This is a genomic window from Pseudomonas sp. Y5-11 (assembly GCF_022368695.1).
Lineage (GTDB): Bacteria > Pseudomonadota > Gammaproteobacteria > Pseudomonadales > Pseudomonadaceae > Aquipseudomonas > Aquipseudomonas parakoreensis.
Genome location: NZ_CP058974.1, coordinates 2,659,038 through 2,674,306 on the forward strand (window position 1 = coordinate 2,659,038; position 15,269 = coordinate 2,674,306).

Genomic DNA, 15,269 nt, shown 5'->3' on the forward strand with positions numbered 1-15,269 from the left:
TGGAGTGTTTATGGCAGTCAAAGTCCTGGTGGTGGACGATTCGGGTTTTTTCCGCCGCCGCGTCTCGGAAATTCTTTCAGCGGATCCGAGCATCCAGGTGGTCGGCACGGCCACCAACGGTAAAGAGGCGATCGATCAGGCCCTGGCCCTCAAGCCGGACGTGATCACCATGGACTACGAGATGCCGATGATGGATGGCATCACGGCCGTGCGGCACATCATGCAACGCTGCCCGACCCCGGTGTTGATGTTCTCCTCGCTGACCCACGAAGGCGCCCGGGTGACCCTGGATGCGCTGGACGCTGGCGCGGTGGATTTCCTGCCGAAGAATTTCGAAGACATCTCGCGTAACCCGGAGAAGGTCAAACAACTGCTGTGCGAGAAGGTCCATAGCATCTCGCGCACCAATCGTCGTTTCAGTGCCTACAGTGCGCCGGCTCCGGCCGCTGCACCGACGCCTGCGCCAGCCCCGGCGGCTTCGAGTTTCAGCAGCCACAGCACTGCTGCTCCGACGCGTCCGGCGCCGGCTCCAGCACCTGCTCGCGCGCCAGCCGCCAGCGCGTCGTCGCCGGCTCCGAAACGCAAAGCCTACAAACTGGTTGCCATCGGTACCTCCACGGGCGGTCCGGTTGCGCTGCAACGGGTGCTGACTCAGTTGCCGGCAAACTTCCCGGCACCGATCGTGCTGATCCAGCACATGCCGGCGGCGTTCACCAAAGCCTTTGCCGAGCGTCTGGACAAGCTGTGCCGCATCAGCGTCAAGGAAGCCGAGGATGGCGACATCCTGCGTCCGGGCCTGGCGCTGCTGGCCCCGGGTGGCAAGCAGATGATGATTGACGGCCGTGGCGCGGTGAAAATCCTGCCGGGCGACGAGCGTCTGAACTACAAGCCGTGCGTGGACATTACCTTCGGTTCGGCGGCCAAGTCCTACGGCGACAAAGTTCTGGCGGTGGTCCTCACCGGCATGGGCGCCGACGGCCGTGAAGGCGCGCGTCTGCTCAAGCAGGGCGGCAGCTCGGTATGGGCCCAAGACGAAGCAAGCTGCGTGATCTACGGCATGCCGATGGCTATCGTCAAAGCCGATCTGGCTGACGCGGTTTACGGCCTGGACGACATCGGCAAGCACATCGTCGAGGCGTGTATCTGATGGATGTTCTAAGCCTTATCGGGATTATCCTGGCGTTCGTCGCCATCATCGGCGGCAACTTCCTTGAAGGCGGTCACCTCGGCGCGCTGGCCAACGGCCCGGCGGCGCTGATCGTTCTCGGGGGCACCATCGGTGCAGCGCTGCTGCAATCGCCGATGAGCGCCTTCAAGCGCGCCATGCAGATTCTCGCCTGGATCCTGTTTCCGCCACGGGTGGATCTGGCTGGCGGCATCGACCGCGTGGTCAACTGGAGCCTCACCGCGCGCAAGGAAGGCCTGCTCGGCCTGGAAGGCGTCGCCGATGCCGAACCGGACAACTACTCGCGCAAGGGCCTGCAACTGCTGGTCGATGGCGCCGAGCCGGAAGCGATCCGCAGCATTCTCGAAGTGGATTTCTACACCCAGGAAGCCCGCGACATCGAAGCGGCCAAAGTCTTCGAAAGCATGGGCGGCTACGCGCCGACCATCGGCATCATCGGTGCGGTGATGGGCCTGATCCATGTGATGGGCAACCTCGCTGATCCGACGCAATTGGGCAGCGGTATTGCCGTGGCATTCGTCGCGACCATCTACGGCGTGGCCAGTGCCAACCTGGTGTTGCTGCCGGTGGCGGCCAAGCTCAAGTCAATCGCGTTGCGGCAGTCGCGTTATCGCGAAATGTTGTTGGAAGGTATTTTGTCGATCGCCGAAGGTGAAAACCCTCGCTCTATCGAGCTGAAGCTTCAGGGCTTCATGGATTGATGGGGGTAATGGACTATGGCTCGCCGCAGGCATCAGGAAGAACACGTTAATCACGAGCGCTGGCTCGTGTCCTACGCGGATTTCATCACGCTGTTGTTCGCGTTCTTTGTGGTGATGTATTCCATCTCGTCGATCAACGAAGGCAAGTACAAAGTCATTTCTGAAGCGCTGATCGGGGTTTTCACCGACTCCGATCGCTCGCTCAAGCCGATTCCGATTGGTGAGGAACGACCGAAAACCGTGACCCCGGCCAAGCCGCTGGTCAAGGACAGCGAGCAGGTCGATGCCGGTATCGCCGGGGCCAGCGATCCGTTGAAAAGCATTGCCGATGACATCAGTGCCGCGTTCGGCGACCTGATTGCTTCCAACCAGATGACTGTGCGCGGCAACGAGTTGTGGGTCGAGATCGAACTCAACTCCAGCCTGTTGTTCGGCAGTGGCGACGCGATGCCGAGCGACATCGCCTTCAACATCATCGACAAGGTCGCGGCGATCCTCAAACCGTTCGACAACCCGATCCACGTCGAAGGTTTCACCGACGATCAGCCGATCCGCACCGCGCAATACCCGACCAACTGGGAGTTGTCCTCGGCGCGTTCGGCGAGCATCGTGCGCATGCTGGCGATGCAGGGCGTGAACCCTGGGCGTCTGGCCTCGGTGGGCTACGGGGAGTTTCAGCCGGTGGCCAACAACGCCACCGCCGAAGGCCGGGCGAAAAACCGTCGCGTGGTGCTGGTGGTGTCGCGCAACCTCGATGTGCGCCGCAGTCTGACGGGGACCGGAACCGCCAATGCGCAACCGGACGCGGCATTGAAGCGTGCTGGCACACAAACTGCACCGACCCCGGTCAAGACGCCGGGACGCGAGAGTGCCGTCAATTCTCCGTCGCCCGCATTAATACGCTGAGCTATGTCTCGGTCGAGGATCTCGGCCGGGAGGAACGAACCGAATGAGAGTCTGGGCAGTCGCCAATCAAAAGGGTGGTGTCGGTAAAACCACATCTTCCATCGCTTTAGCCGGGTTGCTGGCGGAGGCGGGCAAGCGCGTGGTTGTGGTCGATCTCGACCCGCACGGCTCGATGACTAGCTATTTCGGCTACGACCCCGACAGCCTGGAACACAGCAACTACGACCTGTTTCTGCACAAGGGCAGCGTGCCGCAGGGTTTGCCCGGGCAGTTGCTGTTGTCGACCAGCGACGAACGCATTTCCCTGTTGCCGTCGAGTACCGCACTGGCCACCCTCGAGCGCCAGTCGCCGGGGCAGAGTGGTCTGGGCCTGGTGATCGCCAAGAGTCTGGCGCAGCTGTGGCAGGACTTCGATTACGCGATCATCGACAGCCCGCCGTTGCTCGGCGTGCTGATGGTCAACGCCCTGGCCGCGAGCCAGCAACTGGTGATCCCGGTGCAGACCGAGCACCTGGCCGTCAAAGGCCTGGAGCGCATGGTCAACACCCTGGCGATGATCAACCGCTCGCGCAAACAGGCGCTGCCGTTCAGCATCGTGCCAACCCTGTTCGACCGCCGCACCCAGGCGTCGCTGGGCACCTTGCGCGTGCTGCGCGACAAATTCCCCGAAGAGATCTGGCAGGGGTACATCCCGGTCGATACCCGTTTGCGCGACGCCAGCCGGGCCGGGGTCACGCCTTCGCAATTCGACGGCAAGAGTCGTGGGGTGCTGGCGTACCGCGCGTTGCTCAAGCACCTGCTGGCGCAACAACTTGTTCCGCAGGTGGCCTGAGCATGATCTCTCTTCGTGTAGGAGCTGCCGCAGGCTGCGATCTTTTGATCTTGCTTTGTGGTGCTTCTGAAAAGATCAAAAGATCGCAGCGTTCCGCAGCTCCTACAGGGGGGGGCGTATGAATCGGCCGCTGAAGTTGACGTCGAAGCCGCAACTGGCGCTGCAGTCCTATCTGGACAGCTTGCTGCAGGAGATTCCTGACGAGTTGCCGCCAGTGGAAATGCCGGTCGAGGCGCCGGTCGAGGTGGCCGAAAGTGCTGCGGCGCTGGATGAGTTTCAGGCTGCGGTACTGGAAGAGCAGGCGCGTGATGCGCAGAAAGCCGCCAAACCTGCCGCCCCGGTTGTCGCGCCTGTCGCCGCACCGATCGCCAAGGCGCCGGTGGCGCTGATCGAACAAGCCGAGCCGCCGCGCGCGCCGGTTTCGACACTCGCCCCGCTGCTGCAGACCCAATTGCTGAAAACCGCGCCGGAACCGGTTGTGACCGAACCTGCGCCGGTTGCGCCGGCACCCGTCGAACAGACGCGGGTGCCTCCGGTGGTGGAAGTTCACCTGCCACCGAGCAACACGCCGCCCCCGGTGGACACCGATGGCCGTCCGGCCTGGGCTGCCGAAGCGTTCGAGTGCCTGTTGTTCGATGTCGCCGGGCTGACGCTGGCGGTGCCGCTGGTGTGCCTGGGCTCGATCTATTCGCTGGCCGGCCACGAGTTGACGCCGCTGTTCGGGCAGCCGGAATGGTTCCTCGGGATTCTGCCGAGCCAGGCCGGCAATCTGAAAGTCTTGGACACCGCGCGTTGGGTCATGCCGGATCGCTATCGCGATGACTTCCGTCAGGGCCTGCAGTACGTGATTTCGGTACAAGGTTACGAATGGGGCCTGGCGGTGCATCAGGTCAGCCGTTCGTTGCGTCTGGATCCGAATGAAATCAAATGGAGAAGTCACCGGGGTCAGCGGCCATGGCTCGCCGGCACGGTGATTGAGCACATGTGTGCATTACTTGATGTAGCCGCGCTGGCCGAGTTGATCGCCAGCGGCGGGGCAAAGCACATGGGCGGCCACAAGCCGCTACATAAATCGACATAGCAGCCGACATAACAGTCAGGCGAAGGCATTTTTCAATGCCTCCACACAGAACACACACCGCCCAGTGCGGTTTTTTCGAGGGGTCAGGGTATGAGTAGTCAGGCGACGAATGCAAAAGGTTCTGAAGATCCGATCCTGCAATGGGTGACCTTCAAGCTGGACAACGAAACCTACGGCATCAACGTGATGCGCGTGCAGGAAGTCCTGCGGTACACCGAAATCGCTCCGGTACCGGGTGCGCCAAGCTACGTGCTGGGCATCATCAACCTGCGCGGTAACGTGGTCACCGTGATCGACACCCGTCAGCGCTTCGGCCTGAACAGTGGCGAGATCAGCGACAACACCCGTATCGTCATCATCGAAGCCGACAAGCAAGTGGTCGGGATCATGGTCGACAGCGTGGCCGAAGTGGTTTACCTGCGTCAGTCGGAAATCGAGACCGCGCCGAACGTCGGTAACGAAGAGTCGGCCAAGTTCATTCAGGGCGTGTGCAACAAGAACAACGAGTTGCTGATCCTGGTCGAGCTGGACAAGATGATGAGCGAAGAAGAATGGTCGGAACTGGAGAGCATCTGATTGATTCTCGAAGTTGCGGTCATTGTCCTGTTTCTGTTCTGGGCAGGCACGCTGGCAATGTTTCTGGCGTACATCAAGGCGCAGCGCGTAATCGCTGCGCAACAGGCTCAGGGCGATGCGCTGCGTGACCAGCGCATCAAGGACCTGGCCAAGCGCGTTGACGACTACCAGAACGGCAACGTGCGCATGGGCGAAGCCCTGCACGAGCTGCGCTCGGTAGTCGGTCCGTTGCCGGACAAGATTGTGGCGCTGGAACAGCGCGACCCGTCGAGCCTGTCGTTCGCCCAGGCGGCGAAACTGGTGGGCATGGGCGCGAGTGTCGATGAGCTGACTCAGTCCTGTGGCTTGACCCAGGCTGAGGCGGAGTTGATGCGCAAGCTGCACAGAAGCTGAAGCTGAAGATCAAAAGATCGCAGCCTGCGGCAGCTCCTGCATTGGAACGCGTTTCCCTGTAGGAGCTGCCGCAGGCTGCGATCTTTTGCTTTCAAGGCTCAATAATCATCCCCGCGTGCGGTGATGTCCTTCTCGACCATCGGCGCATCCGGATCCTGTCCCTCGGGGAATTTCCCCTTCAGATTCCATGCAAACGCGATGATCTCGGCAATCGTGCGGTACAGCTCTTCGGGGATGCTGTCGCCCAGCTGCATTCGCGCCAACAGGCGCACCAGCTCGGCGTTTTCATAGATCGGCACTTCACAGTCGCGGGCAATGCGCAGGATTTCTTCGGCCAGTTCTTCGTCGCCCTTGGCGGTGAGGGTCGGGGCGTGGTTGCCGTCGTATTTGAGGGCGATGGCCTGACGTGGAGCAGTGGAATCGTTCATGCGGTTTCGTCGACCCAGCGGTGTTCGAGACGGGTTTGATTGCCTTGCGGCGGGGTGCCGAGGTGGCAGTCGAGATCACCGACGTTCAGCCCGCGATCAAGCAGACGCTGGCGCAGCGCGAACAGGTTGGTTTCGATCAGGTCGGCGGTGTATGGGCGTTCGGCCCAGAGCTGACTCGACAGGCTGCCGGCAATCAGCTGCGCCTGAATCTGCATCGGCCCCAACGGCTCCATGTCGAACGCCAGATCGACGCGCCACAGTTGTTGTCTGGGTTCGCGCTCGTCGCGGCGTTCGTTGGGTTGCGGTTCTCTTTCCGGCGCTTCTTCGCGCTGGAACTTGACCTGCAACGGCACGATGTCCTGCAGGTTGCGCATGGGGATTTCCAGCTGCCAGGTGCTGAGCAGGCGGCCGTCATCGGTGACCCCGGTCTGTTCCAGACTCGACAACTGATGGCTTTGCAGGCGCGACACGGCGGCGGCGGCGAGGCGCAGCAGATGTTCCAGATCGCCTTCGCCGTCCAGGCTTTGCAGCAGGCGGTCGGGCAGCGGGAAACTGCTCGGCACGGGTTTGGCGCTGACCTGACCCAGGGTGCCGAGGGCGTTGCGCACGAAACTCGGTAGCGCTTGCGCCAAGGTGTTGGCGGCGATGATCGCGTTGAAACTGGCATTGCCTGGCACACCCGGCGACAGTTGCGCGATCAGCTTGAGCAGATCGGCTTTCATGTCCGGGGCCAGCGCCGGATTCTGTCCGCTGAGCAATTTGGCTTCGAGGAAGGCGCCACTGTTGGCCAGGGCCAGGGCCACGCCTTTGGCGCTGCTCATCTGCTGTACATCGGGCAGATTGGCAAGCAGACGCACGACGGCAGCGCGCAGATCCTGCGAGGTCTGATCGTCGTCGGCCGGCAAGTTCTGCAAGGCGTTGAGCAAACCGTCCAGCGAGCCTTGGCGACTCTGCTGGCCGAGCAGTTGCTGGCTCACCGCCAATTGCTCCTGACGGCTGCTCAGCGGCACGAACTTGAGGGTTTGCGAATCCTCGACCAGTGCCGAGAGCAGGGTGCCGATGCGCAGCGGCGTCGGGCTGTCGATGTCCAGCGTGGCGCCACGTTGCGCGGTGTTGAGCAGACTGACCAGCGAGCGGTACACCGTCGGCTGCCCCGGCACTTGCGGCAGTGTCTGCGAGGTCAGCACCTTGCCTTGCAGCAGTGTGCCGACCGGCAACTGCGCGGTATCGATGCGGGTGAGGGCGGCGACGCTGCTGGCAATCGCCTGTTGCACGGTGATCGCCAGATTGCCCGCCGATGGCTGAGTAACCGCCAGGTTGGTGCCGGTCGGCAACGGCAGGTTGCTGCTGGCTTGCACGGTGGTCTGGCGGCCGCCGTCGACGGTCACCTTGAGCAGCAGTTGGAAAGTCTGATCCGCCTGCTTGAGTGACAACACCTCGGCCTGAGCGCTTTGCCCGGCACCGATCAAGCCTTCGACCGGGGTCAGCAGCTTGAGCAACTCACCGCTCATCACCAGCGGGCGCGTGTTCGCCGGGGTGGTGGGCGGAAGCGGGAGGATGTTCATTTCGCCTGTCATACGCGGACACAACCTGAGGAAATTGCGCTCTTGGGAGTAAGGCACGCCATGTATAATGCCGCGCGTCTTGCGCTTCGTTCAGAAAACATAGCAATTGTTTGATCCAGCTCTCTGGTTCGCACCGTCATTGCATTTATCCTGCATCTCTTTAACGGCCGCGCCAGAGCCGACTTGAACCGTATAAGGCCCGTGATCCCTTGACCAGTCCTGTCCTGCAAACCGTTGCCCTTGCCTGCGAGCGAGACCTGCGGCTGCTCTTCGAAAATCTCGAATTAAGACTGGCCAGTGGCGATATGGTGCAGATCAGCGGCCCCAACGGCAGCGGCAAGACCAGCCTGCTGCGCCTGTTGTCCGGGCTGATGCAGCCGACCAGCGGTCAGGTGCTGCTCAACGGTCAGCCTTTGACCGCACAACCGAGCGAACTGGCGCGCAACCTGTTGTGGATCGGTCACGCCGCCGGGATCAAGGACCTGCTGACCCCGGAAGAGAACCTGTCCTGGCTCTGCGCCCTGCATCGACCCGCCGCGCGCGAGGCGATCTGGCAAGCATTGGCTGCCGTAGGATTGCGCGGTTTCGAAGATGTTCCCTGCCACACCCTGTCCGCCGGTCAGCAACGCCGCGTGGCACTGGCGCGGCTGTATCTGGACAGCCCGCCGCTGTGGATTCTCGACGAGCCGTTCACTGCGCTCGACAAACAGGGCGTGGCGCAACTTGAAGAGCACCTGGCCGGGCACTGTGAACGCGGCGGTCTGGTGGTGCTGACCACGCACCACACGCTGAGCCGGATGCCGGCCGGTTATCTCGATATCGATCTGGGGAACTGGGCAGTATGAGTGTGTTCGGCCTGCTGGTTGCCCGTGAGTCCCGCCTGCTGTTTCGCCGCCCGGCAGAACTGGCCAATCCGCTGATTTTCTTCGCCATCGTCATCGCATTGTTCCCGCTGGCCGTCGGCCCGGAAACTCAAGTCTTGCAAAACCTGTCCCCGGGGTTAGTCTGGGTGGCCGCGCTGTTGTCGGTCCTGCTGTCGCTGGACGGATTGTTTCGCAGTGATTTCGAAGATGGCTCCCTGGAACAGTGGGTCCTTTCGCCGCACCCGCTGCCCCTACTGGTGCTGGCCAAGGTGCTGGCACACTGGCTGTTCTCGGGACTGGCACTGGTTCTGCTCTCGCCGTTGCTGGCGTTGATGCTCGGTTTGCCGGTCGCCTGCCTGCCGGTGTTGCTGTTGTCGTTACTGCTGGGTACCCCGGTGCTGAGCTTGCTCGGTGCGGTGGGTGCGGCGCTGACGGTCGGTCTGAAACGCGGCGGCCTGTTGCTGGCGTTGCTGATTCTGCCGTTGTACATCCCGGTGTTGATCCTTGGCAGTGGCGCCTTGCAGGCCGCGTTGCAAGGCATGCCGGCGACCGGGTATCTGCTGTGGCTGGGTAGCCTGACTGCCCTGGCGATCACCCTGACACCTTTTGCAATAGCGGCTGGCCTGAAGATCAGCGTCGGCGAATAATGAGGTCTGGTTAAAAATTAACCAGCAAAGACCCTGAGACCGCTCACATCGATGAGCGGCACCGTGATGGAAACAGTATGAACTGGACCTGGTTTCACAAGCTCGGCTCGCCCAAGTGGTTCTACGGCATCAGCAGCAAGTTCCTGCCGTGGTTGAGCATCGCAGCGTTGCTGCTGATCAGCATTGGCGTGGTCTGGGGCCTGGCCTTCGCGCCGCCGGACTATCAGCAGGGCAACAGCTTTCGCATCATCTATATTCACGTGCCGGCGGCGATGCTCGCGCAGTCGATCTACGTGATGCTGGCGGTGTGCGGCGTGGTCGGCCTGGTGTGGAAGATGAAACTGGCCGACGTCGCCCTGCAATGCGCCGCGCCGATCGGCGCGTGGATGACCGCCGTGGCGCTGGTCACCGGGGCGATCTGGGGCAAGCCGACCTGGGGCTCGTGGTGGGTCTGGGATGCGCGGCTGACGTCGATGCTGATTCTGCTGTTCCTGTATTTCGGGGTGATTGCGCTGGGCAACGCGATCAGCAATCGCGACAGCGCCGCCAAGGCCTGCGCGGTGCTGGCGATTGTCGGAGTGATCAACATTCCGATCATCAAGTACTCGGTGGAGTGGTGGAACACCCTGCACCAGGGCGCGACCTTCACCCTTACGGAAAAACCGGCGATGCCCGCTGAAATGTGGCTGCCGCTGTTGCTGACGGTGCTGGGGTTCTACTGCTTCTTCGGTGCCGTGCTGTTGCTGCGCATGCGCCTTGAAGTGCTCAAGCGCGAAGCGCGCGCCAGTTGGGTCAAAGAAGAAGTGCAGAACAGCCTGGAGGCCGTGCGATGAGTTTCGCTTCATTTGGCGACTTCCTCGCCATGGGCCACCACGGCCTGTATGTCTGGTCGGCCTACGGCATCTGTCTGGCAGTACTGATCCTCAACGTGGTCGCACCGATTGCGGCCCGCAAGCGCTATCTGCAACAAGAGGCGCGTCGTCTGCGCCGGGAGAACGGCAAGTGAATCCGCTGCGCAAAAAACGTCTGACCCTCATTCTGGCGATTCTGGTCGGGGTCGGCGCTGCCGTCGGCCTGGCCCTCAGCGCCCTGCAGGAAAACATCAACCTGTTTTACACGCCGACCCAGATTGCCAACGGCGAAGCGCCGCACGACACGCGCATCCGCGCTGGCGGCATGGTCGAGAAGGGCTCGCTGCAACGTTCGCCGGACTCGCTGGACGTCAAATTCGTCGTCACCGACTTCAACAAAGCCGTGACCATCACCTACCGCGGGATCCTCCCGGATCTGTTCCGCGAAGGGCAGGGCATCGTCGCCCTGGGCAAACTCAACGCCGACGGCGTGGTGGTGGCCGATGAAGTGCTGGCCAAGCACGACGAGAAGTACATGCCGCCGGAAGTGACTAAAGCGCTGAAAGACAGTGGTCAATCGGCACCGACCCCAGCGAAGGAGGGTTGATTGATGACGTCTGCACTGTTTATTCCCGAGCTCGGCCATCTGGCGATGATTCTGGCGCTGTGTTTCGCGCTGGTGCAGGCCGTGGTGCCGCTGCTCGGTGCGTGGCGCGGCGACCGTCTGTGGATGGGCCTGGCCCAGCCGGCGGCGTGGGGGCAGTTCGCGTTCCTGCTGTTTGCCTTCGGTTGCCTGACCTACGCATTCATGACCGACGATTTTTCGGTCGGCTACGTGGCCATGAACTCCAACAGCGCCTTGCCGTGGTACTACAAGTTCAGCGCGGTGTGGGGCGCCCACGAAGGGTCGCTGCTGCTGTGGGCGTTGATCCTCGGTGGCTGGACCTTCGCCGTATCGGTGTTTTCCCGGCAGTTGCCGCAAGTCATGCTCGCTCGCGTGCTGGCGGTAATGGGCATGATCAGCACTGGTTTCCTGTTGTTTCTGATCCTCACCTCCAACCCGTTTTCGCGGATCCTGCCGCAGATTCCGGCCGACGGTCGTGACCTCAATCCGCTGCTGCAGGACATCGGCCTGATCGTGCATCCACCGATGCTCTATATGGGGTATGTGGGGTTCTCGGTGGCGTTCGCCTTCGCCATCGCCGCACTGCTCGGTGGTCGTCTTGATGCTGCTTGGGCGCGCTGGTCGCGGCCGTGGACGATTGTCGCCTGGGCGTTCCTCGGCATCGGCATCACCCTCGGTTCGTGGTGGGCCTACTACGAACTCGGCTGGGGCGGCTGGTGGTTCTGGGACCCGGTGGAAAACGCCTCGTTCATGCCCTGGCTGGTCGGCACCGCGTTGATCCACTCGCTGGCCGTCACGGAAAAACGTGGGGTGTTCAAGAGCTGGACGGTGTTGCTGGCGATTGCCGCATTTTCGTTGAGCCTGCTCGGTACCTTCCTCGTGCGTTCCGGCGTGCTGACCTCGGTGCACGCGTTTGCTTCCGACCCTGAGCGCGGCGTGTTCATCCTGATCTTCCTGCTGTTCGTGGTCGGTGGTTCGCTGACGCTGTTTGCGTTGCGCGCGCCAGTGGTCAAGAGCCAGGTCGGCTTCAACCTGTGGTCGCGGGAAACCCTGCTGCTGGGCAACAATCTGGTGCTGGTGGTGGCGGCGTCGATGATCCTGCTCGGCACCCTGTATCCGCTGATTCTCGATGCCTTGAGCGGCGCCAAGCTGTCGGTCGGCCCGCCGTACTTCAACGCGCTGTTCATCCCGCTGATGGCGTTGTTGATGCTGGTGATGGCGGTCGGCGTGATCGTGCGCTGGAAAGACACGCCGGTGAAGTGGCTGGCGAACATGCTGACCCCGGTGCTGCTGGGCAGCGTCGCGTTGGCGGTGGTGGCCGGTGTCGCTTACGGCGATTTCAACTGGGCGGTGATCGCGACGTTCCTGCTTGCTGCGTGGGTGCTGCTCGCCGGTGTGCGCGACATCTTCGACAAGACTCGCCACAAGGGCCTGATCAAAGGCCTGCCAACCTTGACCCGCAGCTACTGGGGCATGCAGATCGCGCACCTGGGCATCGCCGTGTGCGCCCTAGGTGTAGTGCTGTCGAGCCAGAACAGTGCCGAACGCGACCTGCGTCTGGCGCCGGGCGAGTCGATGGACCTGGCCGGCTATCACTTTATCTTCGAAGGCGCCAAGCACTTCGAGGGGCCGAACTTCACCTCCGACAAGGGCACCATCCGGGTGATCCGCGACGGCAAGGAAGTCAGCGTGTTGCACCCGGAAAAACGCCTGTACACCGTGCAGAGTTCGATGATGACCGAGGCCGGGATCGACGCCGGTTTCACTCGCGATCTCTATGTCGCCCTAGGCGAGCCGCTGGAAAACGGCGCGTGGGCGGTGCGGGTTCACGTCAAACCGTTCGTGCGCTGGATCTGGTTTGGTGGTCTGCTGACCGGTCTGGGCGGATTGCTGGCGGCGCTGGATCGGCGTTATCGAGTCAAGGTCAAAGCCCGGGTGCGTGAAGCCCTCGGCCTGCAAGGAGCGGCTGCATGAGACGTTGGTTGATGCTGGTACCCCTGGCGATTTTCCTGCTGGTGGCGGTGTTTCTTTATCGCGGTCTGTACCTCGATCCGGCGGAACTGCCGTCGGCGATGATCAACAAGCCCTTCCCGGAATTCAGCCTGCCGAATGTGCAGGGCGACAAGACCCTGACCAAGGCCGACATCCTCGGCAAACCGGCACTGGTCAACGTCTGGGGCACCTGGTGCATTTCCTGCCGGGTCGAGCACCCGGTGCTGAATAAACTGGCCGAGCGCGGCGTGGTGATCTACGGCATCAACTACAAGGACACCAACGCCGATGCGTTGAAGTGGCTGGCCGAATTCCACAACCCGTACCTGCTGGACATCCGTGACGATGAAGGTTCGCTGGGCCTCAACCTCGGCGTGTACGGCGCGCCGGAAACCTTCTTTATCGACGCCAAGGGCATCATCCGCGACAAGTACGTCGGGGTGATCGACGAACAGGTCTGGCGCGAAAAACTCGCAGCCAAGTATCAGGCGCTGGTCGATGAGGCCAAGCCATGAAGCGCTTTATCGCTGCCGTGGTCTTGGGCCTGAGTCTGGCCGGTATGGCGCATGCCGCGATCGACACCTACGAGTTCGCCAAGGAAGGCGATCGCGAGCGTTTCCGCGAGTTGACCAAGGAACTGCGCTGTCCCAAGTGCCAGAACCAGGACATCGCCGACTCCAACGCACCGATTGCCGCTGACCTGCGTAAAGAGATTTTCCGCATGCTCGGCGAGGGCAAGGACAATCAGCAGATCATCGATTTCATGGTTGATCGCTACGGTGATTTCGTCCGCTACAAACCGGCGCTCAACGCCAAGACTGCGCTGCTGTGGTTCGGCCCGGCCGGGCTGCTGCTTGGCGGTCTGGTAGTGATTGTGCTGATCGTGCGCCGTCGTCGCGGTCAGCGCGCCGAAACCCCGTCATCGCTGTCCACCGAAGAACGTCAGCGCCTCGACCAACTGTTGGATAAAAACCAAGAATGATTGATTTCTGGCTTGCCGCAGGGCTGTTGCTTCTGGTCGCCCTGAGTTTTCTGCTGATTCCGGTTTTGCGTGGCCGTCGCGCCCAGCGTGAAGAGGATCGGACTGCTCTGAACGTCGCGCTGTATCAGGAACGCGTCGCCGAACTGCAAGCGCAGCAGGCCGAAGGCGTGCTCGATGCGGCGCAAATGGACAGCGGTCGTGCGGAAGCGGCGCGTGAACTGCTCGCCGATACCGAGGGCGTTGCCGCACCGCGTGTGTCGAAACTGGGCAAGCCGTTGCCGTTGTTGGCAGCGGTGCTGGTGCCGGTGTTGGGCCTGGGGCTGTACCTGCATTTCGGTGCTGCGGACAAGGTCGAGCTGACCCGCGAGTTCGCCCAGGCGCCGCAGTCGATGGAAGAGATGACCCGGCGTCTGGAACGAGCCGTCGCCGCGCAACCGGATTCGGCGGAAGGTCTGTACTTCCTCGGTCGCACCTACATGGCCCAGGATCGCCCGGCGGACGCGGCGAAGATGTTCGAACGCGCGGCCAACCTTGCCGGTCGCCAGCCGGAGCTGCTCGGGCAGTGGGCACAGGCGCAGTATTTTGCCGACGGTAAAAAATGGTCGGACAAGCTCCAGGCCCTGACCGACGAAGCGCTGAAAGCCGACCCGAAAGAAGTCACCAGCCTCGGCCTGCTCGGCATCGCCGCGTTTGAAGGCGAGCGTTATCAGCAGGCCATCGACTATTGGAATCGCCTGCTGGCGCAATTGCCAGAGGACGACAAGTCCCGCGAAGCCCTGCAGGGCGGCATCAACCGCGCCACTGAACGGCTTGAAGCCAGCGGCGGCAAGGTCGCCGCCGCACCGGCCGCCAAGGTTGCCGCGCTGCTCAAGGTGCGCGTCGATCTGGCCAGCGAACTCAAAGGCAAGGTGCAACCGGGCGACAGCGTGTTCATCTTCGCCCGTGCCGTTTCCGGCCCGCCGGCACCGTTGGCGGCCAAGCGCCTGACCGTGGCGGACCTGCCGGTGACCGTCGAACTGGGCGATGCCGACGCGATGATGCCGCAGTTGAAACTGTCGAACTTTCCTGAAGTCCAACTGGTTGCGCGCATCTCCCGCGCCGGTCAACCGACCGCCGGGGAGTGGGTGGGTCGCAGCGGCCCGCTGGCCAGCAGCACCACCGCGCCGCAAACACTGACCATTGACAGCCCGGACCAATAACCCCGGAACCCACAGGAAAGCACCGCCATGCACAGCCTCGCCCGCATCACCGTCATTACATTGGCCTTGAGCATGAGCGCATGTGCGGTGCACCGACCGGAACCGACCACCAACCTGCCACCCATCCCGCCGTCACAACCGAGCCCGACCCCGTCGACCTCGCCGACACCAGGCAAGAGCATCCCGGCTAAACCGTCCAAGCCAGTCCCGCGCACCTCAGCCAGTTTCGCCCCGCCACCGGGCGGCAACAGCCACTGGGACCAGAAACTCGGCGTCTACGTCCTCGACAACCAGCCCAACACCTTCTACCGCCAGCGCACCTACTTCCGCTGGAACAACGGCTGGACCCGCTCGATCAGCCCCAACGGCCCGTGGGAAGACACCGACATCCACGGCGTGCCGCCGGGGTTGGGCAAACAGTTCGGGCAGTGATGAGCACGCG

General features: G+C 62.5%; 19 protein-coding genes. 17 read left to right on the forward strand and 2 right to left on the reverse strand.

Going from position 1 to position 15,269, the window contains the following annotated elements; translation table 11 throughout:
- Nucleotides 1-10: 10 nt before the first annotated feature.
- The 7 genes from HXW87_RS11930 (at nucleotide 11) to HXW87_RS11960 (ending at nucleotide 5,675) form a co-directional block, all read left to right on the forward strand.
- Nucleotides 11-1,147 carry a chemotaxis response regulator protein-glutamate methylesterase gene (locus HXW87_RS11930; RefSeq protein ID WP_239778959.1) on the forward strand — a complete coding sequence of 379 codons (1,137 nt, stop codon included), beginning with the start codon at nucleotides 11-13 and terminating at the stop codon, nucleotides 1,145-1,147.
- On the forward strand, nucleotides 1,147-1,887 hold the full coding sequence (locus tag HXW87_RS11935; RefSeq protein ID WP_007967839.1) for a flagellar motor protein: 741 nt from the start codon (nucleotides 1,147-1,149) through the stop codon (nucleotides 1,885-1,887). The genes HXW87_RS11930 and HXW87_RS11935 overlap by 1 nt, the downstream gene beginning before the upstream one ends.
- A gap of 15 nt (nucleotides 1,888-1,902) precedes the next feature.
- A complete protein-coding gene (motD, locus tag HXW87_RS11940) occupies nucleotides 1,903-2,793 on the forward strand; it encodes a flagellar motor protein MotD (protein WP_003222931.1) in 891 nt (296 codons plus the stop codon).
- Between the two features lie 43 nt (nucleotides 2,794-2,836).
- Nucleotides 2,837-3,625 (forward strand): ParA family protein, encoded by a 789-nt coding sequence (locus tag HXW87_RS11945; protein WP_003222933.1) that lies wholly within the window; start codon nucleotides 2,837-2,839, stop codon nucleotides 3,623-3,625.
- Nucleotides 3,626-3,743: 118 nt separating this feature from the next.
- Nucleotides 3,744-4,706 (forward strand): CheW domain-containing protein, encoded by a 963-nt coding sequence (locus HXW87_RS11950; RefSeq protein WP_239778960.1) that lies wholly within the window; start codon nucleotides 3,744-3,746, stop codon nucleotides 4,704-4,706.
- 90 nt (nucleotides 4,707-4,796) lie between these two features.
- Entirely contained in the window at nucleotides 4,797-5,282 is a 486-nt protein-coding gene (locus HXW87_RS11955) for a chemotaxis protein CheW (RefSeq protein WP_003222936.1), read from the forward strand.
- Complete coding sequence (locus HXW87_RS11960) at nucleotides 5,283-5,675, forward strand: DUF2802 domain-containing protein (protein WP_007961680.1); 393 nt, start codon at nucleotides 5,283-5,285, stop codon at nucleotides 5,673-5,675.
- A gap of 98 nt (nucleotides 5,676-5,773) precedes the next feature.
- Here the strand turns inward: HXW87_RS11960 and HXW87_RS11965 are convergent, their stop codons facing one another.
- On the reverse strand, nucleotides 5,774-6,103 hold the full coding sequence (locus tag HXW87_RS11965) for an EscU/YscU/HrcU family type III secretion system export apparatus switch protein (RefSeq protein WP_182404128.1): 330 nt from the start codon (nucleotides 6,101-6,103) through the stop codon (nucleotides 5,774-5,776).
- A complete protein-coding gene (locus HXW87_RS11970) occupies nucleotides 6,100-7,680 on the reverse strand; it encodes a flagellar hook-length control protein FliK (RefSeq protein WP_182404129.1) in 1,581 nt (526 codons plus the stop codon). The genes HXW87_RS11965 and HXW87_RS11970 overlap by 4 nt, the downstream gene beginning before the upstream one ends.
- A gap of 197 nt (nucleotides 7,681-7,877) precedes the next feature.
- On the opposite strand from HXW87_RS11970, the gene ccmA reads away from it, so the two are divergent.
- From ccmA to HXW87_RS12020, 10 genes are all read left to right on the forward strand, one after another.
- A complete protein-coding gene (gene ccmA / locus HXW87_RS11975; RefSeq protein ID WP_182404130.1) occupies nucleotides 7,878-8,513 on the forward strand; it encodes a cytochrome c biogenesis heme-transporting ATPase CcmA in 636 nt (211 codons plus the stop codon).
- A complete protein-coding gene (ccmB, locus tag HXW87_RS11980; protein WP_003222942.1) occupies nucleotides 8,510-9,178 on the forward strand; it encodes a heme exporter protein CcmB in 669 nt (222 codons plus the stop codon). The genes ccmA and ccmB overlap by 4 nt, the downstream gene beginning before the upstream one ends.
- 77 nt (nucleotides 9,179-9,255) lie before the next feature.
- A complete protein-coding gene (locus HXW87_RS11985; RefSeq protein WP_095667169.1) occupies nucleotides 9,256-10,011 on the forward strand; it encodes a heme ABC transporter permease in 756 nt (251 codons plus the stop codon).
- On the forward strand, nucleotides 10,008-10,184 hold the full coding sequence (ccmD, locus tag HXW87_RS11990) for a heme exporter protein CcmD (protein WP_003222944.1): 177 nt from the start codon (nucleotides 10,008-10,010) through the stop codon (nucleotides 10,182-10,184). Before HXW87_RS11985 ends, ccmD begins: the two co-directional genes overlap by 4 nt.
- Complete coding sequence (ccmE, locus tag HXW87_RS11995; RefSeq protein WP_041072935.1) at nucleotides 10,181-10,636, forward strand: cytochrome c maturation protein CcmE; 456 nt, start codon at nucleotides 10,181-10,183, stop codon at nucleotides 10,634-10,636. The genes ccmD and ccmE overlap by 4 nt, the downstream gene beginning before the upstream one ends.
- Before the next feature lie 3 nt (nucleotides 10,637-10,639).
- A complete protein-coding gene (locus HXW87_RS12000; protein WP_239778961.1) occupies nucleotides 10,640-12,628 on the forward strand; it encodes a heme lyase CcmF/NrfE family subunit in 1,989 nt (662 codons plus the stop codon).
- The gene (locus HXW87_RS12005) at nucleotides 12,625-13,161 is read left to right on the forward strand and encodes a DsbE family thiol:disulfide interchange protein (protein WP_041072930.1); all 537 of its coding nucleotides are present in this window, start codon (nucleotides 12,625-12,627) and stop codon (nucleotides 13,159-13,161) included. The genes HXW87_RS12000 and HXW87_RS12005 overlap by 4 nt, the downstream gene beginning before the upstream one ends.
- The gene (locus HXW87_RS12010; RefSeq protein ID WP_108182063.1) at nucleotides 13,158-13,628 is read left to right on the forward strand and encodes a cytochrome c-type biogenesis protein; all 471 of its coding nucleotides are present in this window, start codon (nucleotides 13,158-13,160) and stop codon (nucleotides 13,626-13,628) included. The genes HXW87_RS12005 and HXW87_RS12010 overlap by 4 nt, the downstream gene beginning before the upstream one ends.
- The gene (gene ccmI / locus HXW87_RS12015; RefSeq protein ID WP_047292588.1) at nucleotides 13,625-14,827 is read left to right on the forward strand and encodes a c-type cytochrome biogenesis protein CcmI; all 1,203 of its coding nucleotides are present in this window, start codon (nucleotides 13,625-13,627) and stop codon (nucleotides 14,825-14,827) included. The genes HXW87_RS12010 and ccmI overlap by 4 nt, the downstream gene beginning before the upstream one ends.
- Before the next feature lie 27 nt (nucleotides 14,828-14,854).
- Nucleotides 14,855-15,259 (forward strand): hypothetical protein, encoded by a 405-nt coding sequence (locus HXW87_RS12020; protein ID WP_182404131.1) that lies wholly within the window; start codon nucleotides 14,855-14,857, stop codon nucleotides 15,257-15,259.
- The last annotated feature ends 10 nt before the right edge of the window (nucleotides 15,260-15,269 follow it).